The 23098-nt window shown below is 54.4% G+C and carries 24 protein-coding genes and 1 tRNA gene; 10 read left to right on the top strand and 15 right to left on the bottom strand.

Annotated features, from left to right (window positions below; translation table 11 throughout):
- Positions 1-39 precede the first annotated feature (39 nt).
- Positions 40-115: transfer RNA gene (locus H7A81_RS15130), tRNA-Lys, on the top strand.
- A 147-nt stretch (positions 116-262) separates the two neighbouring features.
- Complete coding sequence (locus H7A81_RS15125) at positions 263-613, top strand: FlxA-like family protein (protein WP_058959063.1); 351 nt, start codon at positions 263-265, stop codon at positions 611-613.
- Here the strand turns inward: H7A81_RS15125 and H7A81_RS15120 are convergent.
- Positions 610-1530 (bottom strand): LysR family transcriptional regulator, encoded by a 921-nt coding sequence (locus H7A81_RS15120; protein WP_058959064.1) that lies wholly within the window; start codon positions 1528-1530, stop codon positions 610-612. The two genes, H7A81_RS15125 and H7A81_RS15120, sit on opposite strands and share 4 nt — an antisense overlap.
- 99 nt (positions 1531-1629) lie before the next feature.
- On the opposite strand from H7A81_RS15120, the gene H7A81_RS15115 reads away from it, so the two are divergent.
- Complete coding sequence (locus H7A81_RS15115; protein ID WP_097118552.1) at positions 1630-2631, top strand: bile acid:sodium symporter family protein; 1002 nt, start codon at positions 1630-1632, stop codon at positions 2629-2631.
- Positions 2632-2661: 30 nt separating this feature from the next.
- Here the strand turns inward: H7A81_RS15115 and H7A81_RS15110 are convergent, their stop codons facing one another.
- The 3 genes from H7A81_RS15110 to zipA all read right to left on the bottom strand — a co-directional run bounded on the left by H7A81_RS15110 (position 2662) and on the right by zipA (position 5971).
- Positions 2662-2880, bottom strand: coding sequence for a DUF3820 family protein (locus tag H7A81_RS15110; protein WP_038645584.1), 219 nt, complete (start codon positions 2878-2880; stop codon positions 2662-2664).
- Position 2881: 1 nt separating this feature from the next.
- On the bottom strand, positions 2882-4900 hold the full coding sequence (gene ligA, locus H7A81_RS15105) for an NAD-dependent DNA ligase LigA (protein WP_182057915.1): 2019 nt from the start codon (positions 4898-4900) through the stop codon (positions 2882-2884).
- 72 nt (positions 4901-4972) lie between these two features.
- Complete coding sequence (gene zipA, locus H7A81_RS15100) at positions 4973-5971, bottom strand: cell division protein ZipA (protein WP_182057914.1); 999 nt, start codon at positions 5969-5971, stop codon at positions 4973-4975.
- A gap of 217 nt (positions 5972-6188) precedes the next feature.
- Between zipA and cysZ the strand changes: the two genes are divergently transcribed.
- The 5 genes from cysZ (at position 6189) to crr (ending at position 11136) form a co-directional block, all read left to right on the top strand.
- Complete coding sequence (gene cysZ / locus H7A81_RS15095; RefSeq protein ID WP_182057913.1) at positions 6189-6947, top strand: sulfate transporter CysZ; 759 nt, start codon at positions 6189-6191, stop codon at positions 6945-6947.
- Positions 6948-7087: 140 nt separating this feature from the next.
- Positions 7088-8059 carry a cysteine synthase A gene (gene cysK, locus H7A81_RS15090; RefSeq protein WP_034825880.1) on the top strand — a complete coding sequence of 324 codons (972 nt, stop codon included), beginning with the start codon at positions 7088-7090 and terminating at the stop codon, positions 8057-8059.
- A gap of 386 nt (positions 8060-8445) precedes the next feature.
- Positions 8446-8703, top strand: a complete 258-nt coding sequence (ptsH, locus tag H7A81_RS15085) for a phosphocarrier protein Hpr (protein WP_034825876.1) — start codon at positions 8446-8448, stop codon at positions 8701-8703.
- Between the two features lie 159 nt (positions 8704-8862).
- Positions 8863-10590, top strand: coding sequence for a phosphoenolpyruvate-protein phosphotransferase PtsI (gene ptsI / locus H7A81_RS15080; protein WP_034825874.1), 1728 nt, complete (start codon positions 8863-8865; stop codon positions 10588-10590).
- A gap of 42 nt (positions 10591-10632) precedes the next feature.
- Entirely contained in the window at positions 10633-11136 is a 504-nt protein-coding gene (gene crr / locus H7A81_RS15075) for a PTS glucose transporter subunit IIA (protein WP_034825872.1), read from the top strand.
- A gap of 140 nt (positions 11137-11276) precedes the next feature.
- On the opposite strand, the gene H7A81_RS15070 is transcribed toward crr, so the two are convergent.
- The 11 genes from H7A81_RS15070 to H7A81_RS15020 form a co-directional block, all read right to left on the bottom strand.
- Positions 11277-12638, bottom strand: a complete 1362-nt coding sequence (locus H7A81_RS15070; RefSeq protein ID WP_097118557.1) for an ATP-binding protein — start codon at positions 12636-12638, stop codon at positions 11277-11279.
- Positions 12635-13315, bottom strand: a complete 681-nt coding sequence (locus tag H7A81_RS15065) for a response regulator transcription factor (RefSeq protein WP_034825869.1) — start codon at positions 13313-13315, stop codon at positions 12635-12637. Before H7A81_RS15065 ends, H7A81_RS15070 begins: the two co-directional genes overlap by 4 nt.
- A 178-nt stretch (positions 13316-13493) precedes the next feature.
- Positions 13494-14375 carry a cysteine synthase CysM gene (gene cysM / locus H7A81_RS15060; protein WP_182057912.1) on the bottom strand — a complete coding sequence of 294 codons (882 nt, stop codon included), beginning with the start codon at positions 14373-14375 and terminating at the stop codon, positions 13494-13496.
- A 72-nt stretch (positions 14376-14447) separates the two neighbouring features.
- Complete coding sequence (gene cysA, locus H7A81_RS15055) at positions 14448-15536, bottom strand: sulfate/thiosulfate ABC transporter ATP-binding protein CysA (RefSeq protein ID WP_160869742.1); 1089 nt, start codon at positions 15534-15536, stop codon at positions 14448-14450.
- Positions 15526-16398, bottom strand: a complete 873-nt coding sequence (gene cysW, locus H7A81_RS15050) for a sulfate/thiosulfate ABC transporter permease CysW (RefSeq protein ID WP_038645560.1) — start codon at positions 16396-16398, stop codon at positions 15526-15528. Before cysW ends, cysA begins: the two co-directional genes overlap by 11 nt.
- Positions 16398-17231, bottom strand: a complete 834-nt coding sequence (cysT, locus tag H7A81_RS15045) for a sulfate/thiosulfate ABC transporter permease CysT (RefSeq protein WP_182057911.1) — start codon at positions 17229-17231, stop codon at positions 16398-16400. The genes cysW and cysT overlap by 1 nt, the downstream gene beginning before the upstream one ends.
- Complete coding sequence (locus tag H7A81_RS15040) at positions 17231-18247, bottom strand: sulfate ABC transporter substrate-binding protein (protein WP_182057910.1); 1017 nt, start codon at positions 18245-18247, stop codon at positions 17231-17233. The genes cysT and H7A81_RS15040 overlap by 1 nt, the downstream gene beginning before the upstream one ends.
- A gap of 194 nt (positions 18248-18441) precedes the next feature.
- Positions 18442-19338, bottom strand: coding sequence for a Dyp-type peroxidase (locus H7A81_RS15035; protein ID WP_160869748.1), 897 nt, complete (start codon positions 19336-19338; stop codon positions 18442-18444).
- Between the two features lie 96 nt (positions 19339-19434).
- Positions 19435-20055 (bottom strand): RpoE-regulated lipoprotein, encoded by a 621-nt coding sequence (locus H7A81_RS15030; RefSeq protein ID WP_182057909.1) that lies wholly within the window; start codon positions 20053-20055, stop codon positions 19435-19437.
- Positions 20056-20118: 63 nt separating this feature from the next.
- On the bottom strand, positions 20119-20577 hold the full coding sequence (locus H7A81_RS15025; RefSeq protein WP_155287996.1) for a DUF2919 domain-containing protein: 459 nt from the start codon (positions 20575-20577) through the stop codon (positions 20119-20121).
- A 7-nt stretch (positions 20578-20584) separates the two neighbouring features.
- Entirely contained in the window at positions 20585-21010 is a 426-nt protein-coding gene (locus tag H7A81_RS15020; protein WP_034825851.1) for a GNAT family acetyltransferase, read from the bottom strand.
- Between the two features lie 210 nt (positions 21011-21220).
- On the opposite strand from H7A81_RS15020, the gene amiA reads away from it, so the two are divergent.
- Together amiA and hemF are read left to right on the top strand one after the other, a co-directional pair.
- Entirely contained in the window at positions 21221-22078 is an 858-nt protein-coding gene (gene amiA, locus H7A81_RS15015) for an N-acetylmuramoyl-L-alanine amidase AmiA (protein ID WP_182057908.1), read from the top strand.
- 47 nt (positions 22079-22125) lie between these two features.
- Entirely contained in the window at positions 22126-23019 is an 894-nt protein-coding gene (gene hemF, locus H7A81_RS15010; protein WP_182057907.1) for an oxygen-dependent coproporphyrinogen oxidase, read from the top strand.
- Positions 23020-23098 lie beyond the last annotated feature (79 nt).

Below are 23098 nucleotides of genomic sequence, written 5' to 3'. Positions count from 1 at the left end.
GGGGGTCGGCGGTTCGAGCCCGTCATCGCCCACCACTTCGGGTCGTTAGCTCAGTTGGTAGAGCAGTTGACTTTTAATCAATTGGTCGCAGGTTCGAATCCTGCACGACCCACCAATGTAGAAAGGCGCCCTAAAGGCGCCTTTTTGCTATCTGCTATTTGCCCACCCTCACAAAACCTTTGCAAACACTTAACGCTTTGTGTGCTCAAGCCGTTTTATCCCCTTGCCGATAACGATAATGGTCTATTGCAAGGAGAAAACCATGTCTACTATCTCAAGTGTTAGCAGTGTCAGTACCGCAAGCAGCGGTAGCGGTTCAACGTCAGAAATTGCCAGCCTGAATAAACAGATTCAAAGCATCACCAAAGAAATTAAAGATTTATCCAGTGATGACTCCCTGACAGATGAGCAAAAATCTGAACAGGAACAGATGTTGCAATCGCAGATTCAGATGATTGAAGCGCAGATTGCACAAATCGAGCAGCAGGCAGCAGAAAAAGCACAACAGAAACAAGAAGCACAGCAGCCCACGACGGAAAGTGCCACCAGCGCGCAGAAAGCCGATGGCATTAACCGTCCGACCGAGACCAATCAGATCAACGTTTACGTCTAAAACGCCGGTTTGAGAGCACGTTGTTGCGCCAGCAGGCCTGCTTGTTGGCGCACTTCCTGCCAGATTGCTTCCGCAGCGGGTGTCAGAGAGCGATTTTTGCGTTTAATCAGCATCAGATTTCGATGGATTTCCGGATAGAGGCGTCGCACCGTCAGTTTCCGCCCCGCCGGCAGCGGTAACGCCAGCGCAGGCAAAATGCTGATGCCAATACCGGCTTCCACCATCGGAAACAGCGTGGCGGGATGACCAATTTCCTGCACCACCTGCACCTGAATCGATAACTGCTGCAGCGCTGCATCCACCAGAAGACGACTTCCTGAAGCATAATCCTGCAAAACCAGGTTGCGCCCCGCCAGCATCGTCCATTCCGCTCGCTCGACCTGGGCCAAAACATCATCCGCATGGCACAACAATAAGAACGGCTCCTGCAAAATCGCTTCGTAATCCAGATCGGCATCCCCTAGCGGCCCGATGACAATGCCAAAATCCACCTCCGCATTGCGCACGCTTTGCAGCACTGACTGCTGAGCGCGATCGTGCAGGATGACGCGGATATCCGGATAACGTTGCTGGCTACTCGCCAGACACTGCGGCATTAGATTTGCCGAAGGTGTCTGGCTGGCGGCAACACGTACGGTGCCACTGCGCTGCTCGCCGTAACTGCGCACATCCAGCAGCGTCGTGTTTAACTCCTCCAGCAACCGTTCCAGCCGCGATGCCAGCTGGTGCCCCGCTTCCGTCAGCATCACTTCACGTGTGGTGCGGTCCAGCAAACGCACGCCCATTTCCGCTTCCAGCTCTTTAATACTGTGGCTGACCGCCGACTGGCTGAGCCCAATCGCCTGCCCTGCCTGGCTAAAACTGCCCTGCTGCGCCACAGCCACAAAGGTGCGTAACTGACGTAAGGTGTAATTCATCGATATCGCTCATAGATTGATGCAATAAATCAATTTTATTTCTAAACCTAGCTGGCGCACAATCAGCACCATCTTTTTTATTTTAACCGGATTGTAACAATGGGCTTTTTACGACTCGACCCGATGATGGTCAAACTCATCATCACTGTGCTGTTGGCCAGCTTCATCCCGGCCAAAGGCGGGTTTGTCGATTTCTTTGAATACCTAACCACTGCCGCCATCGCCCTGCTGTTCTTTATGCACGGTGCCAAGCTGTCACGCGAGAAAATCATTGCCGGCAGCAGCCACTGGCGTTTGCATCTGTGGATCATGTGCAGCACTTTCGTGGTGTTCCCGATTCTTGGCTTGCTGCTGGTGTGGTGGCATCCGGTGAACGTCGGGCCAGAGATTTATACCGGCTTCATTTATCTGTGTATTCTGCCTGCCACCGTGCAGTCTGCGATTGCCTTCACCTCCATGGCGGGGGGGAACGTGGCGGCTGCGGTCTGTGCCGCTTCGGCATCCAGCCTGCTGGGCGTATTCATCTCGCCGCTGCTGGTGAATCTGGTGATGAACGTCCATAGCGATGCGCCGAGCAACGGTCTGGAGCAGATTGGCAAAATCATGCTGCAACTGCTGGTGCCGTTTGTGATTGGTCATATGTCACGTCGCTGGATTGGCGGCTGGGTGGAGAAACATCGTAGCCTGATTGGTAAAACCGACCAGACTTCGATTCTGTTAGTGGTTTACTCCGCGTTCAGCGAAGCAGTGGTCAACGGTATCTGGCATCGCGTGGGTGTGGATACGCTGCTGTGGATTCTGGCAGGCAGCGTGCTGATTCTGTTTGTCGCGCTGGCGATTAACCTGGGTGCCTCGCGTCTGTTTGGTTTCAGCCGCGCCGATGAAATCGTGGTGCTGTTCTGTGGTTCGAAAAAGAGTCTCGCTAATGGCGTGCCGATGGCCAATATCCTGTTCCCGGCCAGCTCAGTGGGGATTATCGTGCTGCCGCTGATGATCTTCCATCAGGTGCAGTTGATGGTCTGCTCCTTCATCGCTCAACGCTATAAAGCGGGCAATGAGAAGCGGCTGGCACAGCAGCAAGTCGAAGCACAAAAATCCTAAGCAAACGGCCCGCAATTGCGGGCCGTTTTGTTATTCACTGCGCTTCAGCGGTTTAACTAACCCCTGCAATCCTTCTATTTTGATCGCCAGGGTCAGCTGCATCAGCTCGCCCAGCTTCCCTGCCGGAAATTCGTTTTTACGCGCAAACCACAGCAGATACTCTTCTGGCACATCAATCAGCATGCGGCCTTTATACTTGCCGAACGGCATAGCGGTATTGGCGATTTCAACCAGCTGATGTTTGTCCACGTTAGGCTCCCAGCAGCCGAATCATTTCCGCTTCGTCGATCACGGGTATACCGAGCTCCTGCGCTTTCGCCAGTTTGGAACCCGCTGCTTCGCCAGCGATCAGTAAGTCTGTTTTCTTCGACACGCTGCCGCTCACTTTCGCGCCCAGCGCGACTAAACGTTCTTTGGCATCATCGCGATTCATCTGTGACAGCGATCCGGTCAGCACCACGGTCTTGCCGGCAAAAGGGCTGTCGATCTCTTCAACATTTACCACTTCCAGCTGTGGCCAATGCACGCCCACCTCTTCAGTCAGTTCGCGGATGACTTCGCGATTGCTCTCTTCTTCCATAAAGTTGCGCACATGCGCGGCCACGACTTTACCCACGTCCTGCACCGCAATCAGCGCATCCAGATCGGCGTTCATCACCTTCTCAAGATCGCCAAAATGATTGGCCAGATTGGCCGCAGTGGCTTCACCGACTTCACGAATCCCCAGCGCATACAGGAAGCGAGGCAGCGTGGTGAGTTTCGCTTTTTCGAGCGCATCCACCACATTTTGTGCAGATTTCGGCCCCATGCGATCCAGTCCCGTCAGCTTGCCCGCCGTCAGACGGAACAGATCGGCAGGTGTTTGTACGTACTCTTTTTCGACCAGCTGATCGATGATTTTGTCGCCCATGCCGTCAACATCCATCGCACGACGAGAAACAAAATGTTTGAGCGCCTCTTTACGCTGGGCACCACAAATCAGCCCACCGGTACAGCGGGTAACGGCTTCGCCTTCCACGCGCTCGACATCCGAGCCACACACCGGGCAATGGCTGGGGAAGACGATTTCACGGGTATCATCCGGACGTTCGGATTCCACCACGTTGACCACCTGCGGAATCACATCTCCGGCGCGGCGAATCACCACTTTGTCGCCAATGCGCAGGCCAAGACGCGCGATTTCATCGGCGTTGTGCAGTGTGGCATTACTCACCACCACGCCGGCTACCTGGACCGGCTCCAGACGCGCAACAGGCGTAATCGCGCCGGTACGTCCCACCTGGAATTCAACATCGCGCACGAAGGTCATCTGCTCCTGCGCCGGGAATTTAAAAGCAACGGCCCAGCGCGGGGCGCGGGCGACAAAGCCTAATTGTTCCTGCAGTGCCTGCGAATCGACCTTGATGACCACACCATCAATATCGAATCCGAGTGTCGGGCGATCCTGCTCAACCTGACGATAAAATTCCAGCACCTCTTCCGCGGTATGCGCCAGACGAATACGGTCGCTGACCGGTAAACCCCAGGCTTTAAATTGCTGCAGGCGCTGCCAGTGGCTGGCGGGCATGTCACCGCCTTCCAGCAGGCCGAAACCGTAACAGAAGAAAGTCAGAGAACGTTTAGCGGTAATGCGCGGATCGAGCTGACGTAGCGATCCCGCCGCGGCGTTGCGCGGGTTGGCAAACACTTTCGCGCCGGTGCGACGTGCATCCTCATTGAGTTTCTCGAAGCCCGCTTCGGTCATAAAGACCTCACCGCGAACTTCAACACGCGCAGGAATATTGTCGCCGTGCAGGCGCAGTGGAATAGCATGGATGGTGCGCACGTTGGCGGTGATATTCTCACCCGTGGTGCCATCACCGCGTGTCGCCGCACGCACCAGCAGTCCATCTTCATACAACAGACTGACCGCCAGACCATCCAGCTTAAGCTCGCAACAGTAGGTCAGATCGTCGCTGCTTTTCAGGCGATCCTGGACGCGCTTATTGAAGGCAAGGAAACCGGCTTCATCGAAAGTGTTGTCGAGTGACAGCATCGGCACCTCGTGGCGCACCTGTTCGAAGGCGGCCAGCGGTGCTGCTCCCACGCGCTGAGTCGGCGAGTCCGGGGTAATGAGATCGGGATGTGCCGCTTCCAGTTCACGCAGTTGCTGCATCAGTCGGTCATATTCCGCATCCGGAATTTCCGGCGTATCCATCACGTGATAGAGATACTCATGGTGACGTAACGAGGTGCGCAGCGCGGTGATCTGCTCCTGAACCGATTTCATAGTGTTTTATCCGATAAAAAACCCCCGACATGCGGGGGTTGTTTCGTTAATATTTGATTTTGCTCGCGGCTATCAGCCGATAACTTCGCGAATACGCGCTTTATAAGTTTCCAGCTTCTGTGGCGTCATCATGCGACGCTCATCATCCAGCACAACCCCGCCGACATCGTCCGCAATACGCTGGGCAGATTGCAGCATCAGCTTGAAGTTTTGGTTCGCATCGCCATACGACGGCACCATCATAAAGATGGAGATACCTGGCGTGCTGAAATCGCCCATGGTGTCGGGATTAAAGGAGCCCGGTTTCACCATGTTCGCCAGACTGAACAACACAGGACCGCTGCCCGCTGGGCTCAGGTGACGATGGAAAATATTCATCTCACCAAACTGGAAGCCCGCTTGCAAAATACCCTGCAACAGAGCTTCACCGTTCAGTTCGCCACCGGCGTGGGCAGCAACATGCAACACCAGTACCGCTTCATTTTTTCTCTGGGTAGAAGCAGCAGACTGTTTTGGTTCATCGTGTGCAACCGGCGCTTCTTCTTCGTATTCGGGCTCTTCAGCGGCCTGGAACTCAGGCGCAGGCTGCGTGGCAGAAAGTGGCTCGTTATCCAGTAAGGGATCGGCCTGAACGGAGTGAGGCTGCGGTTGTGGCTGCAGCTGCGGCGCAGGTTTAACCACCGGCGGTTGTGGCGCAGGTGCAGGCTGGCGCACTTCCGGCTCATCATCCAGCAGCGGATCACCCATCAATGGGGTTTCATGACGCGGGAATGGCTGACGCGCAGGTTCAGGCGCACGTGGCGCGCTGACAGGCTTAGTCACAGGTGCGTCGAATTCGGGTTCGACATGCGCGTCACGATTGCGACGGACACGCACTTCGCCGACACCATCATCATCTTCTTCGCTCAGCAGATCTTCATCCGCTTCTTCGCGCTGTTTCAGACGTTTGTGCGGGCGATCGCGAAACACGGAAGAGCGCTCTTTACGGCTGGTCCACAGTCCGTGAAGTAGCAACGCTATTATGGCGATCGCGCCAACAACGATTAATATCAGACGCAAATCCTGCATCATTGTATTCTCTGTTGTTCCAATACCTTGCCACCACGGCAAACTTTATCCTCTAACTGTATTTGCCCAGCTAAACAAGTGCAAGTCTGTGCAGTATTTTCTGACAAATAAGATAGCTGCCCCACGCTTTTTTGCTGATTTTTCGCGCAAAGTGCGCCTGCCACCGACAAAAAGCCAGGTTATGATGTTCGCGCCGCCACATAAAGGAGAAAGGCTCGCTATGCCCGTTGAGAAATCGCCCTCATCATTCAATGGTATTCATTACTTTGCCGAAGGCTGGAGACTGGTACGTCTGCCTGGCATTCGTCGTTACGTCATTATTCCTCTGCTGGTGAACATTTTGCTGCTGGGAGGCGCCTTTATCTGGCTGTTTCAACGGCTCGGAGAGTGGATTCCGGCCTTGATGTCGCACATCCCTGATTGGCTACAGTGGCTCAGTTATTTGCTGTGGCCGCTTTCCGTCATATCGATTGTGCTGGTATTCAGCTACTTCTTCTCCACCATCGCGAACTGGATTGCCGCCCCCTTTTGTGGATTGCTGGCTGAGCAACTGGAAGGTCGCCTCACCGGTCACCCGCTGCCGGATAGCGGTTGGATGGCGATGGTTAAAGATATCCCGCGCATCATGAAGCGCGAATTACAGAAGCTTGGCTACTATTTACCGCATGCACTGGGACTGCTGCTGCTTTACTTTATCCCCGGTTTTGGACAAACGGTGGCACCGGTATTATGGTTTCTGTTTAGCGCGTGGATGCTGTCGGTGCAATACTGCGACTATCCGTTTGATAACCACAAAGTGAGTTTTCAGCAGATGCGTAGTGCGTTACGTCAGCATAAAACGGCGAACATGCAATTTGGCGCGCTGGTCAGTTTGTTCACCATGATTCCAATTCTGAACCTGGCTATCATGCCGGTGGCCGTATGTGGCGCGACTGCGATGTGGGTTGATCGCTACCGCCTACAGCATGCACGTCACTAAAGCTTCAAAAAGCCTTATGCATTTTTGCGTAAGGCTTATGGTTGTGGGCTATATAGATATGCGATTTCTTTCCTTCCGCACACCGGAAGAACAGGTATGCTCTGAGGGTTCCCAATATTTCATACAGTTAAGGACGAGCTATGAGTAAGATCTATGAAGACAACTCTCTGACAATTGGTCATACGCCGCTGGTTCGACTGAACCGCATCGGTAATGGACGCATCCTGGCGAAGGTCGAATCGCGTAACCCGAGCTTCAGCGTCAAATGCCGTATCGGTGCCAATATGATTTGGGACGCAGAAAAACGCGGAATCTTAAAGCCGGGCGTTGAACTGGTTGAGCCAACCAGCGGTAACACCGGTATTGCACTGGCTTACGTGGCCGCCGCTCGCGGTTACAAACTCACGCTGACCATGCCAGAGACCATGTCTGTTGAACGTCGCAAGCTGCTGAAAGCACTGGGCGCGAATCTGGTGCTGACCGAAGGCGCAAAAGGTATGAAAGGTGCCATTGCTAAAGCCGAGGAAATCGTTGCCAGCGATCCGGATAAATTTGTGCTGCTGCAGCAGTTCAGCAATCCGGCTAACCCGGAGATCCATGAGAAAACCACCGGCCCGGAAATCTGGGAAGACACCGACGGTGAAGTGGATGTGTTCATTGCTGGCGTGGGCACCGGCGGCACGCTGACAGGCGTGAGCCGTTACATCAAGAACACCAAAGGCAAAAAAGACTTAATCACCGTCGCGGTAGAGCCGACTGACTCTCCTGTCATCGCTCAGGCTATCGCTGGCGAAGAGATCAAACCGGGTCCGCATAAGATTCAAGGCATCGGCGCAGGTTTCATCCCCGGCAACCTTGACCTGAAATTGGTTGATCGGGTTGTCGCCATCACCAACGAAGAAGCCATCAGCACCGCGCGTCAGCTGATGGAAGAAGAAGGCATTCTGGCCGGTATCTCTTCAGGTGCGGCAGTGGCTGCAGCACTGAAGCTGCAGGAAGACGAAGCATTCGCCAATAAGAATATCGTGGTGATCCTGCCCTCCTCTGGCGAGCGCTATTTAAGCACCGCCCTGTTTGCCGATCTGTTCACTGAAAAAGAGCTGCAGCAGTAACCGCCATAGTCTGAAAACGATGAAAAAAGCACCCGAATGGGTGCTTTTTTGTGGCGCAGATCTCACTTTTATCACCAGACAGATTGATTTCAATGACGCGGCTCTGGTATTTAAGCTCCCAATTATTTCGGTGCCTGAAATTAATCTGGCTTTGAAGTGGATCAAGCTGAATGGAATTACTGATTTGGCGAAACGGCGAATCACGGCATACTGAGCAAGGTGACCTTTTCGCACAGTTTTTGATCTGCTGCTGAAAGACGCACATTACTAAGCGCATTTTTTGGTCAGCTTAATGCCACACCAGCGCACCTATACAGGCTAAAGTGACGGCTCCAGGCTAGACTTTAGATCCATAACACCAAACCTGATAAAGTTGGGGAAATAGAATGTTCCAGCAAGAAGTTACCATTACCGCACCTAACGGCCTTCATACCCGTCCTGCAGCTCAGTTCGTGAAAGAAGCTAAGGCTTTCCAGTCAGACATCACTGTGACCTCTAATGGCAAATCTGCCAGCGCGAAAAGCCTGTTCAAACTGCAGACTCTGGGTCTGACTCAGGGTACGGTTGTTACGCTGTCTGCTGAAGGTGAAGATGAGCAGCAAGCGGTTGAGCACCTGGTGAAACTGATGGCTGAGCTGGAGTAATTCCGCTCAGGCAAGCAACTAAACCGACTCCTTTGCCCCATTGAGTGCAAATATCTTGATCGCGGACAACCTGTCCGCGTTCTTGCTTCCTTAGAGTACTGTTCCGCGACAGTGGCAACGCATTGGGTCAATGAGCCATCGTGATTAAAAGGTAGGGTTATGATTTCAGGCATTTTAGCATCACCGGGTATCGCTTTCGGCAAAGCACTTCTGCTGAAGGAAGATGAGATCGTCATCAGCCGTAAAAAAATTACTGACGATCAGGTTGAGCAAGAAGTTCAACGCTTCCTTGATGGACGTGGCAAAGCGGCAGTACAGCTCGAAGCCATCCGTGTCAAAGCCGGTGAAACCCTCGGTGAAGAGAAAGCGGCGATCTTTGAAGGTCACATCATGCTGCTCGAAGACGAAGAGCTTGAGCAGGAAATCATCGACCTGATTAAGAAAGATCACGCAACGGCTGACGCTGCGGCGTACTCTGTCATTGATGGCCAGGCCAAGGCGTTGGAAGAACTCGACGACGAATACCTGAAAGAGCGTGCGGCTGACGTGCGTGACATCGGTAAGCGTCTGCTGCAAAACATCCTCGGTCTGCATATTGTCGACCTGGGTGCTATCGCAGAAGAATCTATTCTGGTGGCGAAAGATTTAACGCCGTCAGAAACCGCACAGCTGAACCTGAAGAAGGTGCTGGGCTTTATCACCGATATCGGTGGCCGTACTTCGCATACGTCCATCATGGCGCGTTCTCTGGAGATCCCAGCGATTGTCGGTACCGGTAACGTCACCACGCAAATCAAAAACGGTGACTTCCTGATCCTCGATGGCGTGAATAACAAGATTTACGTTAATCCTACCGATGCTGAACAAGAAGAGCTAAAAGCCATCCAGACTCAGTACCTGTCTGAAAAACACGAACTGGCGAAGCTGAAAGATCTGCCCGCTATCACGCTGGACGGCCATCAGGTGGAAGTGTGCGCTAACATCGGTACCGTGCGCGATGTCGCTGGTGCAGAGCGCAACGGTGCGGAAGGCGTGGGCCTGTATCGTACCGAGTTCCTGTTTATGGACCGCGATTCACTGCCAACTGAAGAAGAGCAATTCCAGGCGTACAAAGCGGTGGCGGAAGCCATGGGCTCTCAGGCCGTTATCGTGCGTACCATGGACATCGGCGGCGATAAAGATCTGCCGTACATGAACCTGCCGAAAGAGGACAACCCGTTCCTCGGCTGGCGTGCGATTCGTATCGCCATGGATCGTAAAGAGATTCTGCATGCACAGCTGCGCGCTATCCTGCGTGCCTCTTCCTTCGGCAAACTGCGCATCATGTTCCCGATGATCATTTCTGTTGAAGAAGTGCGTGCGCTGAAGGCCGAGCTGGAGCTGCTGAAAACCCAGCTGCGCGAAGAAGGCAAAGCCTTTGATGAGACCATTGAAGTGGGCATTATGGTGGAAACACCGGCTTCAGCGGTGATTGCGCGCCATCTGGCGAAAGAAGTCGACTTCTTTAGTATTGGGACAAATGACCTGACGCAGTATACTCTGGCGGTCGATCGTGGTAATGATTTGATTTCACACCTCTATAACCCAATGACGCCATCGGTACTCGGCCTCATTAAGCAAGTGATCGACGCATCACATGCCGAAGGGAAATGGACCGGCATGTGTGGTGAGCTGGCTGGTGATGAACGTGCTACACTACTGTTACTGGGAATGGGGCTGGACGAATTCAGCATGAGTGCCATTTCAATCCCGAGCATCAAGAAGATTATTCGTAATACTAATTTCGAAGATGCGAAGGCATTGGCGGAGCAGGCTCTGGCTCAACCCACAGCGGAAGATTTAATGAACCTGGTGAACAAGTTCATTAAAGAAAAAACGCTCTGCTGATCCACGAGACGCTGGCCCCAAATTACTGCTTAGGAGAAGATCATGGGTTTGTTTTCTAAACTTTTTGGCGAAAAATCAGAGAGCGCGTCAGGGACTATTGATATCGTTGCGCCTCTGTCAGGCGAAATCGTGAATATCGAAGACGTACCTGATGTGGTATTTGCTGAGAAAATCGTGGGTGATGGTATCGCCATTAAACCGACTGGCAACAAAATGGTTGCACCGGTTGATGGTACCATTGGCAAGATTTTTGAGACCAACCACGCCTTTTCAATCGAATCTGACAACGGCATCGAGCTGTTCGTCCACTTCGGTATCGATACGGTTGAATTGAAAGGTGAAGGCTTTAAACGCATCGCCGAAGAAGGCCAGAAAGTGAAAAAAGGCGATGTGGTGATCGAGTTTGATCTGCCACTGCTGGAAGAGAAAGCAAAATCTACGCTGACGCCGGTTGTGATCTCGAACATGGACGAAATCAAAGACCTGATCAAACTCTCCGGTCAGGTGACTGTGGGTGAAACCCCGGTTATCCGCATCAAGAAGTAAGCAGCGTCTGGATAGTAAAAACGGCACCCAATGGGTGCCGTTTTTGTTTGTGTGGCTGGCTGGAACTGCAGGGTACGTACAAGATGGGCGCGCTGCTATGGATTCACAAGAACGCGGTTAGATTGTGAGCGCTTAAGCCTTCAGTCTTGCTTCCAGCGCGGCAGTCGTAACGTTAGCTCTAAGCCACCCTCAGGGCGATTGACCGCCTGTACCTCACCGTGGTGCGCCAGAATCACCTTACGCACGATGGAGAGCCCTAAGCCGTATCCTTTGCCCATCAGTGGTGAATTAACGCGTACGAAGGGATCGAAGATGCTGGAAAGCTTTTCATCGTCAACGCCCGGGCCCTGATCGCGCACGCGAATCGCCAGCCATTGATTCTCCGCCTGTAGCCTCACGCTGATATGCTGGCCTTTGTGCGAGAAGCGCAACGCATTACGCAGGACGTTCTCTACACCACGTCGAATCAATTCGGCATTGCCGTGCACGGTGTAGTCGGCGTTCTCATCGACCTGAAAGTCGACTTTTACGCCTGGAATCTGTGCCTCATAGCGCACGTCCGTGACCACCGCGTGCAGCAGGCCAGTGAGGTCGAAATACTGCTCACCCGGCATACTTTCATGTTCCGCACGTGACAGCGTCAGCAATTCCCCGATCATCTTGTCGAGACGACGCGCTTCTTCATCGATGCGGTTCAGAGAGGATTCCACTGATTCCGGCGTTTGCCGCGCCAGACCGGTCGCCAGTTGCAGGCGCGCCAGCGGTGAACGCAGTTCGTGGGAGATGTCGTGCAGTAATTCCTCACGCGCCTTCACCAGCGTATCGAGGCGCTCCACCATGGCGTCAAAGTCTTGCGCCACGCTGGAGAGTTCATCATGACGACGACGCATGACCGGATAGAGTCGCACCGACAAATCGCCGCTGGAGACGCGGGCAAAGCCTTCACGCAGCTGGCGCATTGGGCGCGTCAGGTTCCAGGCCAGTAATAAGCTGAACAGTAATCCTAGCGCCCCGGCAAAGGTGAACATCGGCTCTGGGATGTTGAGGATACGTCGCGGGCCACCGCCACCCATCGAACTATCCTCTCGCAATCCCTTAACGTCGTAACGCAGCTCGTATTCTTTGCCATCCTGCCCTTTCACCCAACGGACGATGATATCCGGGAACGGACCATGGAAGGGTTCACTGAAGGTTTCCGGCGGCGCATTGCCGGGCGTAGCGGCAGGTTTATCATGCTGGATGACTGAGAAGAACTGGCGGTCGTTGGGTTCCCAATCGGCCATCATGTCATCCAGTGAACTCGGTCCGCCGCGCTCCAATACAGAAACTGCGGACGCCATCTGTAAATTCACAATACGACGGATAGCCACAATCTCGGGTGGTTCGTGACGATTACCGGAAAGCGTAAAACCAAGCCACAGCAGCTGGCTGATGATGACAAAGACAATCCAGAAGCCCAGTAAGATCTTCCAGAACATGCGGCCGCGGTAGCTGTGTTTCATCGAATGCGATAACCAATACTACGCACAGTTTCAATGTTGATGCTGTCAGCGGTGAGCGCGGCCAGCTTCTGGCGGATATTGCTGATGTGCACATCCACGCTGCGATCGTAAGCTTCACGCGGACGACCGAGCCCTTTCTCTGACAGTTCATCCTTCGACACCACGCGATCGGGCGCACGCAGCAGCAGATCCAGCAGGTTGAATTCAGAGGCGGTCAGATCAAAGGCTTTGCCCTGCCATTCCGTGATGCGAGTAGCCGGATTCAGGCTCAGCTCACCCCAGCGCAGCAATTCTTTTTTGTCCTGAACCGGTGCCTGATCTTCGAAACGACGCAGTACGGCACGCAGACGGGCCACCAGCTCACGCGGGTAGCATGGTTTTGGCACATAATCATCCGCACCCATTTCCAGGCCGATAACGCGATCGATGTTGTCGCCTTTGGCGGTTAACATAATCACCGGCAAACGGCTGTTCTGGCGCACCTGACGCAGCACATCAATACCGCTCATATCCGGCAGCATAATGTCGAGAATCATCGCGGTATAGTTGCCCGACAGCGCCCCTTCAATCCCGGCGGTTCCGGTTAAAACCAGTTGCGTTTCAAAGCCTTCCGCAATCAGGTACTGGCTCAGCATGGTGCCAAGTTCTACATCGTCATCAACAAGCAGAATTTTCATCTTTATCTCTCGTACAAAATTGCCGCTATTTTGGCCTGAGTTGGCAATGAGCGCAGCCGATTTTACTCGATCCTTACAGTGCCAACACCAGAGGATTATCAGGGAGACTATAGACAAAAATGGCCCGGTCGCACCACAACAGCACGCGCAGGCCAGATAAAATGCGGGGAAGAGAAGATCAGTGGAACACGCCGGTGGAGAGATAGCGGTCACCGCGATCGCAAACTATCGCCACCACGACGCTGCCGGGATGGGCAGTAGCGATGCGCAGCGCACCGGCCACCGCACCACCAGAACTCACGCCGCAGAAAATCCCTTCACGTTGCGCTAGCGCACGCATGGTTTTTTCGGCTTCCAGCTGCGCCATATCGATGACCTCATCCACTAACTCAGGACGGAAAATCCCCGGCAGATAAGCCTCGGGCCAGCGACGAATACCCGGAATGCTGCTGCCCTCCTGCGGCTGTAAACCAATGACTTTCACGGCGGGTGCAAACTCTTTCAGATAGCGTCCAACGCCGGTGATGGTGCCCGTCGTGCCCATACTGGAGACAAAATGGGTCATGCGGCCCTGCGTCTGCTGCCAGATTTCCGGGCCGGTGGTGAGATAGTGGCCGAGGGGATTGTCGGGATTATTGAACTGATCCAACACCCGGCCCTCACCGCGATCGGCCATCTCTTGCGCTAAATCGCGTGCGCCTTCCATGCCCTGTTCGCGCGTCACCAAAATCAATTCCGCGCCGTAGGCACGCATCGCGTCCTGCCGCTCCTGGCTCATGTTATCCGGCATCAGCAGGCGTAACCTATAGCCTTTCATCGCCGCGATCATCGCCAGTGCGATACCGGTATTGCCACTGGTGGCTTCAATCAGCGTATCGCCGGGTTGAATGTCACCGCGCTGTTCCGCCTGATGAATCATCGACCAGGCCGCACGATCTTTTACCGAACCGGCCGGATTATTGCCTTCCAGCTTTAACCAGATTTCACTGCCGTTATCGGGCGTCAGGCGTTGCAGCCTGATTAACGGCGTATTACCGATGGTATTTTCCAGTGTGGTCACGGTTTGATTCCAGACAGAAGAGAGGCAAATAAATCGGGCGGGAAAGTCCCGCCCGAAGGAGTGTCAAAAATATCAGGCGCTTTCGGCAAAGGCAACCGGACGCAACGGCGTAGTGCCGTTGTACAGTCGTGCCTGCTGCAGGCCAACAAACAGGCGTTCACCGCGAATCGGAGCGGTGTGATCGCCGTCATAGACCACGGAGAAGACCTCACCCTGCCAGCCGCTTGGCTGCACCACTAATTGCCAGAAGTGGCCACGTGGACTGATCTCCAGCACTTGCACTGGCAACGGGGTTTCGAGGCTGCTCTGACGTGAGATATCGACTTCCCACGGACGCAGGAACAGCTCAACTTCGCCCTGATGCGCGGGCGTATAGCCCAGCGGCCAGCGATGCGCCCCCACATGGAACTGTGAACCGTGTACCTCACCGTCGAAGCGATTCACTTCGCCGAGGAACTCCAGCACAAAGCGGGTGGCCGGTTCCTGCCAGACTTCATCCGGCGTGCCGACCTGTTCGATATTGCCCTGACTCATCACCACCACGCTGTCTGCGACTTCCATCGCCTCTTCCTGGTCATGTGTCACAAACACGCTGGTGAATTTCAACTCTTCATGCAACTGACGCAGCCAGCGACGCAGCTCTTTACGCACCTGCGCATCCAGCGCGCCGAAAGGTTCATCCAGCAGCAAGATCTGCGGTTCCACTGCCAGCGCACGCGCCAATGCCACGCGCTGCTTCTGTCCACCCGAAAGCTGCGCCGGGAAGCGATTGGCGAGATGCGCCAGCTGCACCATTTCCAGCAGGCGTGTTACACGCTGTTTGATTTCAGCGGCAGATGGGCGCTCACGGCGTGGCAATACGGTTAAACCAAAGGCGATGTTATCGAACACGGTCATATGGCGGAACAGCGCATAGTGCTGGAACACGAAGCCGACCTGACGATCGCGCGCGTGAATGCGGCTGACATCTTTACCGTGGAAATGAATCTGCCCGCTGTTCTGATGCTCCAGACCTGCGATGATGCGCAGCAGCGTGGTTTTGCCCGAGCCCGACGGCCCCAGCAGCGCCACCATTTTGCCGGTAGGAATATCCAGAGAGATATCGTTTAGCACCGGCGTACGGCCGAACGCTTTGTTAATGTGTTTAATCTCAATGCTCATGATTTTCCTCCTGTTGGCGCTTCTGCTGATGCTCTAATCGCCACTGCACCACGCTTTTCAGAAACAGCGTCAAAATGGCCATCAGGGTTAACAACGCAGCCGCGGTAAAGGCGCCAACCGTGTTGTAATCCTGATGCAGTAATTCAACCTGAAGCGGTAAGGTATAGGTCTCACCGCGAATCGATCCCGAGACCACCGAGACCGCACCAAACTCGCCAATGGCACGGGCATTGGTAAGCACCACGCCGTACATCAGCGCCCAGCGAATGTTCGGCAGCGTCACGCGGCGGAACATCTGCCAGCCCGATGCCCCTAACAGCACCGCGGCTTCATCTTCATTGCTGCCCTGGCTCAACATCACCGGCACCAGCTCACGCACCACAAACGGACAGGTGACAAAAATGGTGGCCAGCACCATACCCGGCCAGGCAAACATGATCTGAATGTTGTGCGCGTCCAGCCAACCACCCGCCGGGCCGTTGATGCCCCAGAACAGCAGATACATCAGCCCCGCCACCACCGGTGACACGGCAAAAGGAATATCAAACAGCGTCAGCAGCAGTTGGCGGCCAGGGAAAGTAAAGCGCGTTACCAGCCATGCCAGCAGCGTACCGAACACCAGATTGACCGGCACGGTAATCAGCGCCACCAGAATCGTCAGCCAGATGGCGTGCAGCATGTCACCCTCTTTTAAATTAGAGAGCGAGGCAATAACCCCCTGGCTCAGGGCTTCCCAAAAGATGGAGATCATCGGGACCACCAGCAGCAGGAAAGAGACCAGCGCGCCCACGCCAATCAGCAGCCATTTCCCCCAGTTCACCGGCTGACGCTCAGCGTGATTAATCTGCGAAATCTCCGCCATTAGTGGCCTCCTAAGCGACGGCCAAAGCGGCTCTGCAAGGTGTTAATCGCGAACAGCAACAGCAGCGAAGCGGCCATGATGACCGAGGCAATAGCACTGGCCGCCGGATAATCAAACTCTTGCAGGCGAACAAAAATCATCAGCGAGGTGACTTCGGTTTTCCACGCGATGTTACCCGCAATAAAGATAACCGCACCAAACTCACCCAGGCTGCGCGTGAAGGATAACGCCGTGCCGGCTAACAGCGCGGGCGCCACTTCCGGCAGCACCACACGGCGGAAGCTCTGCCACGGTGTCGCACCCAGCGTTTCAGCCGCTTCTTCATATTCCGGGCCTAACTCTTCCAGCACTGGTTGCACGGTGCGCACCACAAACGGGATGCTGGTGAAGGCCATCGCCACCGCAATGCCCAGCCAGGTGTAAGAGACTTTAATATCGAAATGAGCCAGCCATTGCCCATACCAACCACTCACCGAGAACAGACCGGCCAGCGTCAGACCGGCAACGGCGGTAGGCAATGCAAACGGCAGATCTATCAAGCCATCCAGTAACGCGCGGCCAGGGAAGCGGTAACGCGTCAGAATCCACGCCATTAACATGCCAAAGAACGCATTGAAGATGGACGCCACGCCCGCTGACAACAGCGTGACTTTATACGCCGCAATCAGCTGCGGATTGGTAACCACATCCCAATACTGTGCCAGTGTCATGTTGGACAGTTGCATCAGCAGTGCGCTGATCGGCAACAGCAGGATCAGGCAGGTAAACAGCAGGCTGGTGCCGAGGCTAAGACCGAACCCTGGCAGCACGCGCTTTTGCGCTAAAGCAAACATCAACCGCGCCCCGCTGCCAGTAATTTATCCAGCTCACCGCCGCTGGCAAAATGGGTTTTCATCACGTTATCCCAGCCACCAAAGGCATCCTGCACATTAAACAGCGCGGTCTGCGGGAAGCGATCTTTCTGTTCCGCCATCAGCTGTGGATTGTTCACGCGATAATAGAAACCGGTAATGATTTTCTGCGCCTCAGGGGAATAGAGGAAGTTCAGATAGGCTTTGGCCGCGTCAGCGGTGCCGTTGTGCTCGACGTTTTTGTCGACCCACGCCACCGGAAACTCCGCCAGAATATTGGTCTTAGGCACGATGACTTCGTAGTCATCTTTGCCGTACTGATTGCGGATGTTGTTCACTTCCGATTCGAAGCTGATCAGCACATCCCCTAAACCGCGTTCGGCGAAGGTGGTCGTCGCGCCACGGCCGCCGGTATCAAACACCTCGACGTTTTTCAGGAATTTCGTCATAAAGGCTTCGGTTTTGGCTTTATCCTTGCCGTCAGCCTGGTCGGCTGCGCCCCAGGCGGCCAGATAGGTATAACGGCCATTACCGGAGGTTTTTGGATTCGGGAATACCAGCTTCACGTTGTCTCGTGCCAGATCCGACCAATCATGGATCTGCTTAGGGTTCCCTTTGCGTACCAGAAACGCCATGGTGGAGTAAAACGGTGAGCTGTTGTTCGGCAGACGGGCTTGCCAGTCGGCTGGAATCAGGTTGCCTTTATCATGCAACACCTGCACATCCGTCACCTGGTTGTAAGTCACCACGTCCGCGCGCAGGCCCTGCAAGATAGCCAGTGCCTGTTTTGATGACCCGGCATGCGATTGTTTGATCGTCAGCTTGTCATTGGGATGTGCAGCATTCCACTGTTGTTCAAATGGCGCATTCAGGGCAACAAACAGCTCGCGCGAGACATCATAAGAGCTGTTCAACAACTCTGTTGCCTGCGCTGCACCGGCTAACGCCAGTGACAAGGCGATTCCGCTCATCCATTTTTTCGCAATCGGAAGTGTCATGCTGCACCCTGCTCGTCGGCGAAATCGCCAATGCCATTAGATGCTGTCAGTGTATTTATAACTCAGGGCAAACCAGTAACGGTTTTATATATCGTTTGGGGATTTCAAAGTCTAAAAAGGCATAAGACGGCGGGAGAGATTATGCAACAGACGGGATTCGTGGTGAGCGGCACGCAAGGCCGCTCACTGGCGTATTACAGCGCTTGCAGGGCATCCAGTGCAGGCGCAAAGAAGTAGCTGCCCGTTACCGGCTTAGTGAAGCGCAGCATCGCATCCATTTTGCCGTCACGCTCGCCGAACATGCTCAGCAGTTGCTGCTCGATGTTATACAAGCGATTGCAGTACGAGATGAAATACAGGCCATGAGTGCCGCTGGCCGAACCATACGGCAGGCTCTGGCGCAGAATCTTCAGCCCTTTGCCCTCTTCTTTCAAATCAACGCGGCTGAGATGCGAGGTGGCGGGACGTTGATCGCCCGGCAACTCTTCATTATCCACTTTGGTGCGGCCAATAATCGCTTCCTGCTTTTCCACTGCCATACGATTCCACAGTTTGAGATTGTGCTCCCAGCGCTGAGTGAATACATAGCTGCCACCGGCATCCGGGCCTTCAGCAATAATTGCCACCTGCTGACGCGCCTCGCCTTGCGGGTTTTCCGTGCCATCAACAAAGCCGGAAAGATCGCGCTCTTCCACCCAGCGGAAGCCGTGGGTCTCTTCTTCAATATTTACGGCGTCAGCAAAGGCCGCTAATGCCGCCTGTGCCAGCGAGAAATTCACGTCATGACGCAGAGATTGGATATGGATAAGCAGATCGCGTTGCGTGGCGGGTGCAATGCCTTTGCCCAATGGGGAGAAGGCTTTCAATTCTGGCGCTGAATCCGCACCTTGCAGATCGCGCCACAGCGCATCGCCAAAGGCGATCACCGCACCCAGTCCGGCATCGGCAAATTTCTGTTGCAGCGCATCGAGTTGTTGCAGGAAGGTTTTGCTCCCCTGGCGGACAGCATCGAGATCGCCCGTAATACGAGCTTCTAGCCAAATGGCGAAACGGCGGTGTTCCAACAGGATCCCGCTCTGGAATTGAGACATTGCACTGCTCTCCGGCATGAAAGTTAGGACGATTTTTCGCCCATATCATACCGGAAAGCCACACAGTGATTGTGCGTTAACGCAATTATTTTTTGCTTAGCGCTGCCAGACGATTTTGCTGATTTTCCAGCTTTTCAAGGTGTCGTCAGCCGGCATCAATCCCTCTGGTCCATGCCCTTCGCCGCTGTAGACATAAGAGATGTGCTGACTGCCCGGAGCACGGCACTCAACATCGCGCGCATCTAATCCGGTAGTGAGTTTGCAGTTGTCGAAGGCTTTGCTGAATTTGGCGCTAAACAGATCGCCAATCTTGCTGCCGTCTGCACTCTTTGCATCGGCATCCATCACTTCAACGCGTTCAACGCTGCTCTGGCCGTTGATCACCAGTTTCACTTTGCCATCTTCCAACGCCTGCCAGAAATCAACCACCTGGCCATTCTGCGTGCGCATGCCCTGACGCAGCTGATAATCATTGTTCAACGCTTTACCGATCGCCGCTTCTGACATCGAGGTGGTGCTGCTTAAGCCTGCCACGCCTTGTTCGGTCACGGTTAGCGAGCCGCCAAACCAGTTCATTGGATTGAGTGCCGACCAGTGATAACTCAGCGGATTATACCAATGGCTTTCGCTCGCGCTGGAGCCGGTAGAGGAACCTGAACTGGCGCAACCTGCCAGCATCATGGCGCTAACCAGCAGTGCGGGACGAACAACTTTCATGAATGCTCCTTGATCTCTTGTGCCGATTGGCGTGCCTGTTGGAGTCGCAAACCGGCAAAAAGTTTATTCGATGTGATGTTCCGGCAGAAAACAGTCGCGCAGGCGCTGATGGGTTTGCAGCCAGACCAGCGCCAGCAGGTCAAACAGGGTTAACAACAGCGGCAGCGGGGAATCAGGAAAAGCGCCTTGCCAAAGACCATAGCCCTGTGACAGCAGGCTGATCAACAACGACACACTCAGCACATGTCGCCAGGTCTGCCACAGGCGCGGCCAGCGTTGACGATAGCCGGTCAACAGTAAGCCCATCGCCGCCGGAATGCCCAGCGCCAGGCCAATCCAAAAGCTCTGACGGTCGGGATAGAACAGCGCCAGCAGATCGTTACCCTGCTGACGGGACGCGCCCGCCATCACCAGTAACAGCCAGGTGCGCGCCTGCAATAACAGAATCAGCCAGAAAAGAAACGGCAGCCGTAGCTGCCCTTTTGCATCGTATTCGTCTGGCAAATATTTCAGCCCCATCATCGGCGGCTTAATATTCGCGGTCTTCGATTAAACGTTTACCCAGCAACACCGAATCCACAGGCTCGTAATCGAGTTTCTCGTAGAAGGCGAGAACCTGATCATTCTCTTCGCGCACCATCAGATTGATCTTCGGACAGCCACGCGCGATTAACTTTTTCTCCAGGCGATTCATCAGCGCATTAGCAAATCCGCGCCCCTGGTAATCGGGATGCACCGCCAGATAGTAGACTGACCCGCGATGTCCATCGTAGCCGCCCATTACCGTGCCGACTACTTCGCCGCCGACTTCCGCCACCAGAAAAAGCTCCGGATCGTGGTTCATTTTACGTTCGATATCCAGTTCCGGATCGTTCCACGGACGTAACAGATCGCAACGCTCCCAGAGCGTGATCACTTCTTCAAAATCTTCCTGGCGGAATGAGCGGATTTCCATCGGCGTTACCCTGCTATTAAGCACAATTCGCTGATTATCACGCATTCTTTGCCAGGCGCAACCCTCCCGCCGCGCAACGGTGGAAAAAAACGGCTAAATTGCTGTTAGTAACGTGTAATACAAAGTAATGCGCTGAAATGGTTGTGAAGTCGCCGCAAGGCAGTTGTTACGATATAACACTGGGCAGGATTTTCTGTCAGGGACCCCATTATGAGTAAAATTTCACTGCTGAAGCGGCTGACCAATCGCCGCCAGTTGATTCTCTCTGGCCTGGCGCTGGCGGTGCTGTCACCGCGCGCGGTGATGGCGAAAGAAGAGAGCGCCGATTTGCGTGTTAGCAAAGGTCACACGCCGCCGAAACCGGCCACTAACGGCAAGCGCATCGTGATGATCGACCCGGGCCACGGCGGCATTGATTCGGGCGCGGTGGGCGAAGAAGGATCAGAAGAGAAACATATCGTTCTGGCCATTGCCAATACTGTGCGCACGCTTTTGCAAAATCACCCTAAAGTGGAAGTACGGCTGACGCGAGAAAGCGATCACTTTATCCCGCTGTATCAACGTGTGGAGATCGCGCATCAGCACGGCGCAAACCTGTTTATGTCGATTCATGCCGATGGTTACACCAGCCCGGATGCCAACGGCGCGTCGGTATTCGCCCTGTCGAATCGCGGTGCCAGTAGCGCCATGGCGCGCTATATGTCACAGCGTGAAAACGATGCCGATAAAGTCGGCGGCGCGGAAGTGCAGGAGAAAGATAACTACCTGAACCAGATTCTGTTCGATCTGGTGCAAACGGACACTATTCGCAATAGTCTGACGCTGGGCAAACACGTCCTGGATCAGATTCGACCGGTGCATCATCTGCACAGCCAGCACACCGAGCAGGCAGCCTTTGCGGTGTTGAAGTCGCCCTCAATTCCGTCAGTGCTGGTCGAAACTTCCTTTATTACCAACCCGCGTGAGGAGCAATTGCTGGGCACCACTGCCTTTCGCCAGAAGATTGCCAGCGCGATTGTCGACGGTATCGTCAATTACTTCAACGAGTACGATCGTCGCCAGGCGTAGCTCTGTCCTGTGATAGAATCGCGGCAAATTTCCGGAACGAGTGACTCATGAGCAATCCCGATATTTCCCGCGTCAAAGCGTTTTTATTGACGCTACAGGATGAAATTTGCGCCCAGCTGGCCGCTGCCGATGGTACAGCGACCTTCGCCGAAGATGACTGGCAGCGCCCAGGCGGCGGCGGCGGACGCAGTCGCGTACTACGCAACGGCGCGGTGTTTGAGCAGGCAGGCGTGAATTTTTCCCACGTACACGGTGATCAGATGCCCGCCTCTGCCACCGCACATCGCCCTGAACTGGCCGGCCGCAGTTTTGAAGCGATGGGCGTGTCACTCGTCGTCCACCCGGAAAATCCGTACATCCCCACCAGTCACGCCAACGTGCGTTTCTTCATTGCTGAGAAGCCGGGTGCCGATCCCGTATGGTGGTTCGGCGGCGGTTTCGATCTCACGCCCTATTACGGTTTCGAAGAGGATGCGCTGCACTGGCATCAAACCGCGTTTGACCTGTGCCAGCCGTTTGGTGAAGACGTCTATCCGCGCTACAAAAAATGGTGTGACGACTATTTCCACCTCAAGCATCGCAACGAGCAGCGCGGCATTGGCGGACTGTTTTACGATGACCTGAACACGCCGGACTTTAATCACTGCTTCGATTTTATGCAGGCCGTGGGCAAGGGTTATCTGGACGCGTATCTGCCAATCGTCGCCAAACGCAAAGCACTGCCGTGGGGCGATCGCGAGCGTCAGTTCCAGCTCTATCGTCGCGGGCGCTACGTCGAGTTCAATCTGGTGTGGGATCGCGGCACCCTGTTCGGCCTGCAAACCGGCGGCCGCACCGAATCGATTTTGATGTCGATGCCGCCATTGGTGCGCTGGGAATATGATTATCAAACCGATCCACGAGATCGATATGCGATCCAGGTCAACATAATTAAAACTTAATAAACACAATTATTTAACACGGTATATTGCTGAATATTCTCAATAAAAATTATCAACATGCTTTTTTCCTTTCCACTCC

Source organism: Pantoea sp. ME81 (genome assembly GCF_903970985.1).
GTDB lineage: Bacteria > Pseudomonadota > Gammaproteobacteria > Enterobacterales > Enterobacteriaceae > Pantoea > Pantoea communis.
This window is presented reverse-complemented; position numbering and strand designations above follow the sequence as displayed.